We start from the raw sequence: 12,424 nt of genomic DNA on the forward strand, positions 1-12,424 counted from the left end.
TCGTCAGGCAACTTCACCGCCATCCCAGATGGCGGCGTTCAAATCCTTGAGTACATCTCCTAGACCGGAATCGAACTCTCGGTCTACCATCTCGAATCCACCCGCTTGTGCGAAAAGTGGTTCGGAGAGAATTTCAGGATCGCTGACCGGTTGCGCCTTCAAGACACGACCGATCCGGCCCAGCCATTGTTTTTGTTTCTGCGTCCAGGCACGACTTGCCAAGATCTTCTGCACGCCGTTCTCGACGCGTGTTTCATAGGGTACAAGAGGGTCACCAAGTGCCGCCTGGCGCACGAAACCGATGATATGGGCGGCGATATCCGCGTTGCGGGCGCTGCCATAAGCACGCCGAAGGCTTGCCTCCGAAAAGCCCTCAGCGTCCAATCGAATGGCCAGTTCCTTCAGTTCCTTGCGTGTCAATTCGCGTGGCCGCTGAGTAGCAGCGACCATCGCGGGAATGGCATTCATGTTGGTCCGGACGAAAGCCTCAAAACTCTCGATGTAATCGGCGGGACTTGCCTTACCACCAAAGTCGTCTTCGACCGAGATCAGTTCATCCTCATGCTCGGAAATATAGATCCCATCACGGCGTCCGATATTTCGAGGCATGTCGAGAATGGTCGTCAGGGACGGATGTTGCTGGAAGAGAGCTATCGTTTCTGCCGGCGGCGCAGCTTTCAGACCTTCAATAAGCGGCTCCAGAGGACCGAGTACTGCCTCTAGCGTTTCTCTTTGCTGGTCTGCCAAGCGTTTTAGGCGCTGACGTAGTTTCACGACGATTTGGTCACGGACGAATACGCGGTCTTCCTCGGTCGTGGCACGACCCAGGTCCCCGACAAGCGTTGCGAAACTCAAAGTCGGATCGACGACGACCGGTCGCATGTCCGTTACTTCTTGAAGGTTCGCATAGATATCGACGGCGTCGAAAATGCGGAAATATTCCTTTCCGATCTCATCGCATTTGCGTGTCGCTCGGCCAATCATCTGATCGTAGAGAATGCGACTGTTTACACGGCGAACGAAGACAAGATTGGTGATCGCGGGCACATCGATACCGGTCGAGAGGAGGTCGACGGTGACGACATATTTCGGACGCGGATCGTTCTTAAAGGCCTTGATACGATCCGCTGGCTTGTCAACTGAGCCTGTGATCTTTTCGACGAGGTCATGCGGTTGGGGACCATACTCCTCAATCAGCGCGGCGCGCAGCTCCTCCACTAATATATCGGCGTGGTCGTCGCGAGCCGCAAAAAGGAGGGTTTTACCCGGTTGGTTCGGCGGGCACTCCCCCGCAACTGCAGTCGCGACTGCGCGGTTGAATGCGCGGGTGTAGACCTTCTTGTTGAATTCGGCGACCTCGAAATCGACCTGATCGTCGAGATCAAATAGATCGACCTGACCTGTACGAGGATCAATGATGTTAACCTCTTCGCCCTTATCAAAGCTGATACCCGTCTGACTGAGAGCCGTCGTAATACGACGAGGCGGACGGTGGTCGATCAGGTAGCCATCGATCACAGCTTGGCGATAGCCGTAGCGAAAGACCGGTGCGCCGAAAATCTCGCGAGTATGGAACGCAGGTGTGGCCGTCAGCGCGATCTTCGTTGAGTCGAAGTAATCGAGCACGCGCCGATAGGCAGAGAGATAATCATCAAGATTGCGGAAACCGAGATCATCCTCGCGAAGTTCTGCATCCAGCGTATATCCCCGATGGGCTTCGTCAACGATGATCAGATCATAGGTACCGGGCGTTGGACGCTCGGAGGTCGGGTCATCAAAAATCCGACGGATCATCGCCTGCACAGTCGCCACTTGCACGCGATCCGTCGCCTCCGGAAACCTGCGCGCCATGTCGGCAACCGAGAAAACCTGATCAAATTTCAGGAACCCATTGGTATCCGTCGTACTCATCGCGTCGAGCGTTTGGCGTCCAAGCGCATTGCGGTCAACGAGAAAGAGGATGCGACGAAAACGCTTCGCCCGCAGAAGCTCATACATGAGCGCAATGGCAAGGCGCGTCTTGCCCGTTCCCGTCGCCATGGCAAGGAGGATGTGGTCCTGGTGCCGTCCGATCGCTTCTTCAACAGCACGGATCGCCTCTTGCTGATAAGGACGGAGACCCGTGACGCCAATCTCTCGATCCTCGAAGCCAGGCGTTTCATCACCGACCCTTTGCTCAAGACGTTCGATGAGATCTCGCGGCGAGAACCACTCCGCCAGCGCTCTTGGCGCTGATTTCGTTCTGGCATCCCAAAACCATGTTCCGGATTTGGTGGCGAGTTGTTTGACATACGGACGACCGTTGGTCACGAACATGAAGGGCGCTCGAAACTGATCGAGCCCATCCACCCAAGGCCCACCAGGAAGTGCCTCGTCTGACGATAGCGTAATGTCTAGACTATAGCGTTTGGCTTGGCCCAGGCGTCCGGGGACGTCTCGGATTTGCCGCTTGGCTTCTATCACACCCACACAACGGCCGTTGATGAATAGCGCATAATCGACCGGGCCGCTCTCCGTCGGCCACTCGGCAATCGCAACTGCTTCAGCGTCACCCGGGCGCGTTCCGTTTCCATGGCGTAAGAACGCCGTATTAACCTTCCAACCAGCCGCTTGCAGCTGTTCGTCAATGAGAACACGAGTGGTTGCCTCATCTATTTCGATTTGGTCCGCGCTTCGTGCGGCAGCTTCAGCCAGAAGATCCAACTGCTGAGTAGGCATCGCCGAGGCACGAGCCTGCAATTCGGCTAGTGTCCGTTCTGTTTCTCTCAAAGCATCTTCAATTTCCAAGGCCTGAGCTTCCCAGAAAGCTCGGTCCCGCGCCTCGACAGCAGCTCGTCCTTCTAGTTCAAGGCGTGCCGCCTCGGCTTCTTGGGCAGTCAATCGTGCCTTAGCTTCAGCGTCGGTGCTTGCGATGACCACTGCTCGCAAGCGCTCGATCTCTTGGAGCAAGCGAAGGCTACCATCCGTAGGTGGAAATGGAGGCACAAAAGGGCCGGGCCGAAAAGACGGCGCATTTCCATAGGATTGATAGAACCAAGCACCGACAGCACGCGCAACTTTCAAACCCGTTAGGGCATCGCTTCTGGTGCCTTGATCCTCATGAGCAGCCAGATTGCCTGCCCGCTTCAAATGGTAGAATAGGTCGGCAATCTCTTGGCGGAGTACGGATCGCGTACGTAAGATGCGCAATATCTCATCGAAAGACATCTTGTTATTGGTTAGCAAAGCTTGGCGAGCTGCCACTTCCTTTGCAATCAGTTCAGCAAACTGACGTAACTTCACAAGCGCGGTCGGCGGATCGTCATGAAAATAGCGCTCGGCCAACCGGCCCAGCTTGGCCAACTGCGGGTTAGATTGAGAAAGAAATGAAAAGTTTCCAGCGTCTTCCGTCATAGGGATAGCAATGCTTTTCCATTGAGCAGATTTCAATTTCTAATGGCAATCTATTGCAATCTTTGAGAGGCGATCAAGAGCTATTGCGCATTCCCTGCGATCCCGCGATCTGTTTGCAAGGACTGCTGGTTGTTCCGGTTACCATGCGGTCACCGTTACGCCAGTTCACGGCGATGGACCGCGAAATGCAGTAGGGCAATCTGGTCGTTATTTGTAAACGGTAGCTATGGCCTCGAAAAATGAGCAAGGGGCGACCCTTGTGGATTCTGGTGAACTGCGTTACACATACTCGCATTAAGTGAATACTGTAATTCATTGCTTGCCAAGGTTGGGGTCGAGGGTTCGAATCCCTTCGCCCGCTCCAGTTTTCCAGATTTCCTCCGAAGAGAAAAAGTCACGGCTTAGGCCGAAGCTGGTGTTTTGCCGAAAAGGCAAGTTTCCTTATTCCCGTTTCCTTTCCTTGCATCTATGCCTTGCCCACGCGCGAAGGGTCTCAAATCAGTCTCATTTGCCGTCCAGGTCTGCGCATCGGATAGACGGACGAAACGCGGTAGCTACTCGCATGAAAAGCATGAAAACAAAGATTTCCCTGCTGATTGCGATGCTGTCGCTTCTACCCATTCCCGCATTTGCCCATCCGCATATCTTCATCGATGCCAAATTCGAGGTCGTCTCGGCGCCCGATGGCTCGATCAGCGAGCTGCGCAACGTCTGGAGCTTCGACGAGGTGTTTACCTCTTCCGTGCTCATGGATTACGGCAAGAGCGGCGACCAGTCGCTGACGCCGGCTGAGCTCAAGGCAGTTGGCAAGACGGTCCGGGATTCGCTGGCGCAATACGGTTACTACACGAACGTCACCAGCAACGGCAAAGCGGTGCCGATGGCCAAACCGGACGCGGTTGAGGCCAATTACAAGGATGGTTCGCTGACGCTGACCTTTTCGCTGAAGCCGGAGCAGAAGACCTTTCTCAAAGGAACCACCATTTTCGGCATCTACGACAAGACGCTCTATACGGCGGTCGATTTCGCCACCGACAACGATTTGACCACGTCGGGGCCGGCTTTAGGCCGCTGCAAGCGCAAGGTGATCAGGCCCAACCCGAAGGAAGTCATGGCGGAAAACCAGGCCGCGCTGACCAGCATGTTCTTCAGCGACCCCAAGGGCACGGACTACTCGCTGCTGGTCGCGACGCGGCTCGAAGTCCAGTGCTGATCCTGCAAGGGGTAGCTTCCCTCATTTAAAAGGCGGACGATCGTTTTCGGTAGACCCCTTGTCCCCTGCGGCAGGCGATATGTAGCGGCGGGCGATGAGCCAGCAGGCGAGCGCCCAGGTCGCACCGGCGCACCAGCCGCCGAGAACGTCGGTTGGATAATGCACGCCGAGATAGACCCGGCTCGCGCCGATCATCAATGTCAGCAGGATGCCGGCCGCGACGATGAAAACCCGCGTCGAACGATAGGTCCGCGTCCCTGAGATCAGCGCGGCAAGCGTCAGATAGGTCACGGCCGATACCATCGCATGGCCGCTCGGAAAGCTCAGATCGTGAACCTCGACCAGATGCGGCACGATTTCCGGCCGCGCCCGCGCGACGCCGACCTTCAAGGCCGTGCTCAGCGCCCATCCGCCTAGCACTGAAGCGAGGATGAAAATGGCGATAGCGCGTTGCCGGTCGAGCAACAGATAGGTCGTCACGAGCGCCGTCATCAGCGCCAGCACCGTCGTCCCGCCGAGGCTGGTAATGTCCTTGACGGCATGAGTGAGCCATCCCGGCCCGATCGGCATGGCAAGGTTCCCGGGCTGACGAAGCGCCAGCAATATCGCCTCGTCGAACCCCTTCGTGCTGCCTTCGAGGACCTCGCCGGTCAAATAGATGAACAGAAGAATGCCGCCCGAAAGCGCAGCGAACATCACGAGCAGCAATGGCTCGTAGCGGTTCAACCATCCCGGAATGCCCGATGTGCCGAATGGCCGATCCTTCATGCGCGAAAACCCGCCTTGCCTGCTCTCATATCGTTTCGTCCAGAATCGAAGCCCGATAGCGGACAAAGCCTATCTAGGAATAAAACGCGCAGCTTCCAACCAATCAAAGCCGGAACGATATGTTCGGCGGCGCATGCGCTTCAGGTTCGTGAAATAAAACCTCTCTATCTTGACGGGAATTGTCGCAGGCACCGCGGCAGCCACGACAGGATGTGGCCTGCTTCGCTTTCTGCCGAAGGATGGTCCATGGGGGCGTTAGCAATACAGAAGCGTTCAGGCTGGTGGTCAGGCGCCATGTCTGTTGTCAAACTTTCTACTGTTTTCCAAGCCGCGAGCTGTGCTACTAGAGCTGCAGGGGCGATCAGGCATCAGGTGTTTTCAGAGTGTTAAATGTTGGGACATCTTTTTCCGCCCGGCTGTCTGTGCTGGCCGGAACGGGGCTGCTGGCAGCGTTCATAGTCGGTATGTTTCCCACCTCATCCAAAGCAGCGGATGACACCCCTAAATCCTCATCCGATACCTGGGTTGTCACGCTTGGCGCGACCGTGGAATACGGCCCGAGTTATGAGGGATCGAAGCATTATACCTTCGGCGCCCTGCCCTCATTCGACATCCATCGTTTGGGTGAGGCGCAGGAATACAGCGCACCGGACGATAATTTCGATTATCAGCTCTTCGATCTCGGCGGCGTCGAAATCGGCCCGGTTGTGGGACTGCGGGACGACCGCTTCGACATCAACAACCTGCACCTGCAAAGCCAGCGCAGAGTGCGCTGGAACTTCGATGCGGGCGGCTTCGCCCAATATTGGCTGATGGACAATCGGCTTCGCTTCCGCACGGAAATACGCCAGTCGCTTTGGGGCGGCGATGGACTGGTCGGCGATTTCGCTCTCGACTGGTTCCAGCCGCTCGGAGACAAATGGCTCCTGTCCGCCGGTCCTCGCCTGTCGATGGCAAATTCAGTCTATATGCGCACCAACTTCGGCATCTCGGAGAGTGAAGCTGCCAGACATGGGCATATCAATGCCTTCGATGCCGGTGCCGGTGTGAAATCGGTCGGCTTCACGGTAGCGGCGACCTATACGATCTCGCCGGAATGGAGCGTGCAGGTCTACGGAAAATATAACCGTCTGGTGGGCGATGCGGCCGACAGCCCGATCACCTCGCGCTTCGGCTCACCCGACCAGAACATCATCGGCTTTACGCTGAACAGAACCTTCAACGTCAAGTTTTGAAGCATTCTTCGCTTCATTCTCGGCGATATAGTTGCGCGTCAGCGGAATGATGTCATTTCGCTTGGCGATCTGGATCTGGAAGACGACGAGATCCTCGTAGCGGAAGGCGGCCTCCGCCGTCGAAAGATAATATTCCCACATGCGGCAGAAGCGCTCGTCATAGAGCTTGGCGGCGTCGTCCCAACGCGCCATGAAACGCTCCCGCCACGCCTCCAGCGTCTTGGCATAATGCAGCCGCAGCACCTCGACATCGGTGATGGCAAGTCCCGCCGCCTCGATCTCCGGTACGATCTCGGACAGCGCCGGAATATAACCGCCTGGAAAGATGTATTTGTCGAGCCACGGCGTCGTGAAGCCGGGCGTCGCCGAACAGCCGATGGTGTGCAGCACCATGATGCCGTCATCCTCGAGCAGTTCAGCACATTTGCGGAAGAAGGTGCGATAGGAAGCTAGCCCGACATGCTCGAACATGCCGACGGAAACGATCCTGTCGAAGCGGCCGGTGAGGCTACGGTAATCCCTCAGCGCGAACTGAACCTCCGCCGGCGTTCCGCCGGCCCTGTCGGCAACCCGCTTCGACGCATATTCATGCTGCTCTTCTGATAGGGTCACGCCGAGCACGTAACCGCCCGGTGCATGTTCGGCCATGTGCAGCGCCAGGCCGCCCCAGCCGCAGCCGATGTCGAGGATGCTGTTGTTCGGTTCGATCAAAAGCTTGGCGGCGAGATGCCGCTTCTTGGCAATCTGCGCGTCGTCAAGCGATTGATCTGCATGCTCGAAATAGGCGCAGGAATATTGCCGGTCCGGATCGAGGAAGAGTTCGTAGAGCCTACCGTCGAGATCGTAGTGGTGCGCGACATTCGCCTTCGATCGTCCCGGAAGGTTGCGGTGGCGGAAAATCCGCAGCTTCGTCCTGATATGATCGATGATGCGGGCAATGAGGGGGTGAGTACTGTTCTGCCCTTCGCGCAGCATCATCGCCACGAAATCGTAGAGCGTACCCTGCTCCACGATGAAGCGGCCATCCATGAAGAGCTCGCCAAGTCGCTTATCGGCATCGATGAGGAGCGCCCATTCGGCGCGGTCGTCGGTGAAACGGACATGGACCGGCTTGCCGGTGCCGTCGCCGAAGGTCAGCACACGGCCGCTAGCCGTGGTCACGGTCAATGCGCCGCGCGTCACGATCGAAGACAGCGCGCGCTTCACGCACCAGTCTACAACGCCGGAGAAAAGGACATTGCTCTTGCCCGTGCGGCGGCTTTCAGCTGGAGAACCGGTCATCATCTATCCTTACCGGCGCTGCTGCGCAGCCCGTCATGCTTGACATGCCAATCGTCACGCTCTTCCGGCGCCGCATTGGCTCCTGCGATCAACCAGACCCCCAGGAGGATCAAACCGCTGCCGACCACCTGCAGGGCGACGACACGCTCGCCGAAGATGAACCAGCCTGTCGCGATGATCAGCACGTAGCTAATGCCGGAAAGCGGGAAAGCGCGGCTGAGATCGAGTTCGGCAAGCACGTTCATCCAAATGAAGAAGGTCACGATCTCGACGGCGATGGCTGCCAATATCCAGTAGGAAGAGAGCGCTTGCCACAGCCAGCTTTCCGCGCCCCCACCGTTCATCTGCTCGGCTCCGAGCTTGATGAAGAATTGGAACAGGGTATTCAGCACCGGCACCGCAAGCCAGGAAAGACGCATCGGCATTACACATCCGCCTCATCTGTCGAGAACAGCGGCGATACCAGTCGCAACAGTCCCTGAAGGAAAGGATTGCGGTGGCGGAAATACATCGCATTGGCCGTCAGCTTGCTGCCGAGCCGCACCTTGTTTTCATAATAGGCCTGACCGCTCTGGTATCGGCTCAAGCCATTATCGAGGCAATAGCGCAGATTGGTGAACCAGCTCAGGAAATAGAGATTGTAGGGCCGGCCCTTTTCGCCATCCATGCAGAAGAACTTGTCGATCGCCAAGCGCTCGTCATGGACGATCAGATTGGCGGCCATAAGCTTGTCTTCGACAAAATAGAAGGCGCAGAACGAGCGGCCGCTCATCCGGTCGAGAATGCCCTGGAAATAGGCAGGCGTCAGTTCCTCAAACTGCCATTCGCTGCGATTGCGCGTGTCATGATAGAGCGCCATCACCTCAGGCAGGAATTCACCGAAATCGGTCCGGATCTCGACCCTGACCTGTTCGAAGGATTTCATCTTGCGGCGCATGTCCTTGCGCGTACCGGACGAAAGCCTGGCGAGATATTCGTCGACCGTTTTGAAATCGATGTCGAGCCAGGCCGTCGGAAGGCCACCGATCGTGGCATAGCCGCGCGCGGCAAACAGCGCGCCGAATTCGGCTGATGTCGGCTCAGGAATATCCTTGAGGCCGATCAGCCCGCAATGCTCGGCCGCGGCGACCTGCTCGAAAAAGGACAGCATCTCGGCCAGCAAGACGCCGCGGCGCTCGCCATCGACGTCGGGATGAAAGCCGATCGCCCCCGTTTCCGTGCAGGGTGAACCCAGGCAGGCAAGGCGCAGCTTCAGGAACTTCGGAAAATAGCGCTGGACCTTGCGCATGGACCGACGCAGGAAGCCTTCCTCCAGCGTGGTATCAAGGGCATAAAGGCAGAGAAAGGCTGGCATTGCTGCGCTGACCCGTCCGCCTTCCGTGACGGTGATGTAGCGCCATTCGAACCCCTCAAGACCAGCCTCTTCGATCGCCAGCAAGCAATCATAGTCCTCGACCTGACCCGGGAAACACGCATTCCAGACATCGCGGCCAATGGCGCGGATGCTGACATGAACTTCGGCCACCGGATCGCCCATCGGCTGCGGCGGGACTTTAAGCAGCGGCTGCGACATGACGCGCCTCGAAGAAATCGGCCGTAAAATCGGCCACCTGACGGTGCTGCCGGTCGACATGGATCATGTGGTAGCTGTCCGTGATCCATTTCAGTTCGTGCGGAGCACCGATATGCTCGGAAATGTAGCGGGCATGCTTCGGGCTGGCGAGATCGTCATCCTCGGCATGCAGGATCAGCGTCGGCGTCTGCATTTGCGGCAACTGGCTGCGAAGAGCCTTGCCCAGCCGGTGCATCTCGACCAGACCCTTGCCTGGGAATTTTTCCAAAACGCCTTCGCTCGCCATGCCTTCGATCAGCCGGCGCATGCGCTCGTCCTTTATCCCAAGCGAGGTCGTCTCGCTGAAGTTCAGCCGATCGAGGAACGGAACGCGCGACAGCCAGCCGATCTGGGAGGCCAGCAGCGGATAGTAGAAGGGAACGTCCCAGCCGTCATAGCTGAAGCAGGGAGAATAGATCGCCACCGCGCTGATGGTTTTCTTCTGCTGTTCGGCGGCCAGCATCGCCAGCTTGCCACCGACGCAGATGCCGGCCGCAAAGACTTCCTGCGTTCTGGATGCAAGAAATTCCGATGCGCTGACGACAGAGGCTAGCCAGTCTTCCCAGCTCGTTCCGCGCAGGGTCTTCGCATCGACGCCATGGCCTGCGAGCAACGGCGCATAGATGCTGTAGCCCCTGCGGTTGAGGTGACGAGCCACCAGCTTCATCTCGGCCGGCGCTCCCGTCAGACCGTGAATCAGAAGAACGCCTTTGCCGTTTGAGCCCTCCATGAAGAAGCTCAATTCGTCAGCTTTCATGAGAGAGCTCCGACGGCCGGTTTTCCTTGGCCATAAAGCCAAGAGCATGGCAGGTGCTGATCACATGCGTGCCATTCTTTTCCTGCTCGTCCTTGATCTGCTCATGCAGCGCCTGGAGTTTCGTCCAGTGGGTCCGCGGGCGATAATGGTGCTCCGCATGATAGCCGTTGCCGAACCAGAGCCAGTTGTAGAAGGATTTGTGGCTCGAAACGCCCCAGGCGATCGGCTCGTCCGGATCGCCGTTCAGATGCTCGTAATAGCCGTTCAGCGACGACAGGCAGTTGCCGATATAATAGAACGGCACGAAAAACAGCACCGCCTTCCAGTCGTAGACAAGTGCGAGCGCGGCAAGTCCCAGGAAGAAATAGAGTTCGAACCGGCCCCAGGCCGCATCGAAGGGGCGGTTGCGGGCGATCGCCTTGTGGATGTCACCGAGACTGTCGCGGAAGAAGCTCAGAAACGTGTAGGACCAGACGTTTTCCGGCTGGCCGTCGCGGCCGTGGCGATAGATCGACAGCAGATCGATAGTATCGCCTTTCTCATCCGGCCGGTCGCTGTTGCCGGAATGGTGGCGCATATGCACCCAATGATAATAGGTCTGCGAGAAACCGATCGCGACCGACTCCAGCAGGCTGAAGCCGTAGTTCATCCAGCGCGGCTTGAAATAGGGCGTATGGATGAAGTTGTGCGATATGCTGTTGATGTTCCAGGAGATCGAAACGGCGTAAAGGCAGCCGAGAACGGCGGAGAGCCAAAGCGGCCGGCTTTCGAAGCCGACGATCAGATAGACATCGAAGGCGAGATGGGCGACGGCGGCCAGAACCGGTGCCAGATCCCATCGGGTGTGCGCAAAGATTTTCATAGTCCTGTAACTCCCACGCAAGCCACACCGGCGGTGACGAGGAACACGCCCGTCGCGTGGCGCAGGTTGATGTTTTCCTTGAAGATGACGGCGCCGGCCAGCACGATGACCACATAGCTCAGCGCCATCAGCGGGAAGGCGATGGTCAGGGGGACGCGCTCCAGAACGGCCGTCCAGGCGAAAAGCTCCACGGCCCAGAACAGAATGCCGAGCCAGGTGATCGGCTTGGCCAGCGCCGAAAGCAGGGTGCCTTCGCCGGCCGTTTGCTTGAAGCAAACTTCGCGGGCCGTCTCCGCGAGTATGCAGAATAGGATCAGTCCCAGCATGGGAAGTGTCAGGCTGCCAGTCATTCCATGTACTCCGCCAGCACCTCCAGCAGCGCATGATTGGCTGCGCTGTTGATGTTTCTCATCGCCTCGGCGCCCTGGCGCATACGCGGCTGATCGATAAAGATCTCCGCGCGCTTCATGAACTGCGTCCGAAGACTGCCAGCATAACTCGGGGTCGAATAATCCCCGATGACATCGGCGCCGATGATGCGGTGCCGGCTGCCGATTTCGCTGATGAGGGAGAGGAGATAGGGCAATCGCATGCGGCCCTGATCCCAATTGGTAACGGCATCGTCGGCGGCCAGCACGTCCTTGTCGATCGTCACATAGACCGCTTCGGTGCGAATACGGCTGAGCATGTGATCGATGAAATTTTCCTCGCCGATTTCGGCGATCGACTTCCAGTGCAGCGCCCCCCGTTCCTGGCGGTAGCTGGCGCCATTGCCGTAATCGGCCAGAACGCGGCTTGGCGGATGTTCGTAAGGGTAGAGTTCAAGCTTGCCGTCGCCGAGCCAGTGCAGATTGGCTCCCTTTCGCTCCGGGCTGCGAAGATCATGGCTGCAGACGCCGATCGTAATGACCTTCTGGATGCTGGGATTAGCAAGTGCGCTGTTGACCCAGGAGCCGCAGTGCAGGCCGCCGTCGAACTTGACCCAATCCGGATGATTGTCGAAATGGATCAGCGTGGCCGCGCTGGACTGCCGCTCGAGCGCGTCGTCGAGCAGTAGGGCGGTGATATGATGGAAATCACCGGAGCCCATGAAGCACAATTGCGGGGTCTTACCTGTCGCAGGCCTGTTCTTGACGATCTCGCGGCTGAGATCGTCAAGAGGACCCTGTTTGCTCCAAAGCCGAACCTGCTGGCCGGCATTCTTGCCGAAATACTGGTACGCGCCTGCGAATTTGCACGCGCGTACGAAGTCGGGCTGCAACTCCAAAGCATCATCGAGATGAAGAAGCAGCAGTTGCACCGT

The 12,424-nt window shown here is 57.8% G+C and carries 11 protein-coding genes; 2 read left to right on the forward strand and 9 right to left on the reverse strand.

The annotated features are described in order from the left end of the window. Positions 1 to 3 precede the first annotated feature (3 nt). The gene (gene hsdR / locus AC13RE_RS15385) at positions 4 to 3,429 is read right to left on the reverse strand and encodes a type I restriction-modification system endonuclease (protein ID WP_488563569.1); all 3,426 of its coding nucleotides are present in this window, start codon (positions 3,427 to 3,429) and stop codon (positions 4 to 6) included. 535 nt (positions 3,430 to 3,964) lie between these two features. Here hsdR and AC13RE_RS15390 point away from each other — a divergent pair. After that, positions 3,965 to 4,606: a DUF1007 family protein gene (locus tag AC13RE_RS15390; RefSeq protein WP_488563570.1), complete on the forward strand. Its 642-nt coding sequence runs from the start codon at positions 3,965 to 3,967 to the stop codon at positions 4,604 to 4,606. 21 nt (positions 4,607 to 4,627) lie between these two features. On the opposite strand, the gene AC13RE_RS15395 is transcribed toward AC13RE_RS15390, so the two are convergent. Next, positions 4,628 to 5,374 (reverse strand): phosphatase PAP2 family protein, encoded by a 747-nt coding sequence (locus AC13RE_RS15395; protein WP_488563571.1) that lies wholly within the window; start codon positions 5,372 to 5,374, stop codon positions 4,628 to 4,630. 464 nt (positions 5,375 to 5,838) lie between these two features. Here AC13RE_RS15395 and AC13RE_RS15400 point away from each other — a divergent pair, with 464 nt between their 5' ends. Next, positions 5,839 to 6,609 (forward strand): MipA/OmpV family protein, encoded by a 771-nt coding sequence (locus tag AC13RE_RS15400; protein WP_488563572.1) that lies wholly within the window; start codon positions 5,839 to 5,841, stop codon positions 6,607 to 6,609. On the opposite strand, the gene AC13RE_RS15405 is transcribed toward AC13RE_RS15400, so the two are convergent. The 7 genes from AC13RE_RS15405 to AC13RE_RS15435 are packed head-to-tail and all read right to left on the reverse strand — an operon-like array spanning position 6,550 to position 12,421. Continuing rightward, the gene (locus AC13RE_RS15405) at positions 6,550 to 7,890 is read right to left on the reverse strand and encodes a class I SAM-dependent methyltransferase (RefSeq protein WP_488563699.1); all 1,341 of its coding nucleotides are present in this window, start codon (positions 7,888 to 7,890) and stop codon (positions 6,550 to 6,552) included. The two genes, AC13RE_RS15400 and AC13RE_RS15405, sit on opposite strands and share 60 nt — an antisense overlap. Then, positions 7,890 to 8,315 carry an EamA family transporter gene (locus AC13RE_RS15410; RefSeq protein WP_207899649.1) on the reverse strand — a complete coding sequence of 142 codons (426 nt, stop codon included), beginning with the start codon at positions 8,313 to 8,315 and terminating at the stop codon, positions 7,890 to 7,892. The genes AC13RE_RS15405 and AC13RE_RS15410 overlap by 1 nt, the downstream gene beginning before the upstream one ends. Further along, a complete protein-coding gene (locus AC13RE_RS15415; protein ID WP_488563573.1) occupies positions 8,315 to 9,463 on the reverse strand; it encodes a GNAT family N-acetyltransferase in 1,149 nt (382 codons plus the stop codon). The genes AC13RE_RS15410 and AC13RE_RS15415 overlap by 1 nt, the downstream gene beginning before the upstream one ends. Continuing rightward, complete coding sequence (locus AC13RE_RS15420; protein ID WP_488484544.1) at positions 9,444 to 10,259, reverse strand: alpha/beta hydrolase; 816 nt, start codon at positions 10,257 to 10,259, stop codon at positions 9,444 to 9,446. The genes AC13RE_RS15415 and AC13RE_RS15420 overlap by 20 nt, the downstream gene beginning before the upstream one ends. Continuing rightward, on the reverse strand, positions 10,249 to 11,121 hold the full coding sequence (locus tag AC13RE_RS15425; protein WP_132719997.1) for a fatty acid desaturase: 873 nt from the start codon (positions 11,119 to 11,121) through the stop codon (positions 10,249 to 10,251). The genes AC13RE_RS15420 and AC13RE_RS15425 overlap by 11 nt, the downstream gene beginning before the upstream one ends. Beyond that, positions 11,118 to 11,471 carry a DMT family transporter gene (locus tag AC13RE_RS15430; RefSeq protein WP_132719996.1) on the reverse strand — a complete coding sequence of 118 codons (354 nt, stop codon included), beginning with the start codon at positions 11,469 to 11,471 and terminating at the stop codon, positions 11,118 to 11,120. The genes AC13RE_RS15425 and AC13RE_RS15430 overlap by 4 nt, the downstream gene beginning before the upstream one ends. After that, the gene (locus AC13RE_RS15435; RefSeq protein WP_488484542.1) at positions 11,468 to 12,421 is read right to left on the reverse strand and encodes an arginase family protein; all 954 of its coding nucleotides are present in this window, start codon (positions 12,419 to 12,421) and stop codon (positions 11,468 to 11,470) included. Before AC13RE_RS15435 ends, AC13RE_RS15430 begins: the two co-directional genes overlap by 4 nt. Between the last annotated feature and the right edge of the window lie 3 nt (positions 12,422 to 12,424).

Source organism: Martinezella sp. CNPSo 3959 (genome assembly GCF_057784355.1).

Bases quoted from the DNA above. Each gene is read 5' to 3' on its own strand.
- AC13RE_RS15420 (WP_488484544.1), bottom strand. From the start codon at position 10,259: ATGAAAGCTGACGAATTGAGCTTCTTCATGGAGGGCTCAAACGGCAAA.
- AC13RE_RS15415 (WP_488563573.1), bottom strand. From the start codon at position 9,463: ATGTCGCAGCCGCTGCTTAAAGTCCCGCCGCAGCCGATGGGCGATCCG.
- AC13RE_RS15430 (WP_132719996.1), bottom strand. From the start codon at position 11,471: ATGACTGGCAGCCTGACACTTCCCATGCTGGGACTGATCCTATTCTGC.
- AC13RE_RS15425 (WP_132719997.1), bottom strand. From the start codon at position 11,121: ATGAAAATCTTTGCGCACACCCGATGGGATCTGGCACCGGTTCTGGCC.
- AC13RE_RS15395 (WP_488563571.1), bottom strand. From the start codon at position 5,374: ATGAAGGATCGGCCATTCGGCACATCGGGCATTCCGGGATGGTTGAAC.
- AC13RE_RS15390 (WP_488563570.1), top strand. From the start codon at position 3,965: ATGAAAACAAAGATTTCCCTGCTGATTGCGATGCTGTCGCTTCTACCC.
- AC13RE_RS15405 (WP_488563699.1), bottom strand. From the start codon at position 7,890: ATGACCGGTTCTCCAGCTGAAAGCCGCCGCACGGGCAAGAGCAATGTC.
- AC13RE_RS15410 (WP_207899649.1), bottom strand. From the start codon at position 8,315: ATGCCGATGCGTCTTTCCTGGCTTGCGGTGCCGGTGCTGAATACCCTG.
- AC13RE_RS15400 (WP_488563572.1), top strand. From the start codon at position 5,839: ATGTTTCCCACCTCATCCAAAGCAGCGGATGACACCCCTAAATCCTCA.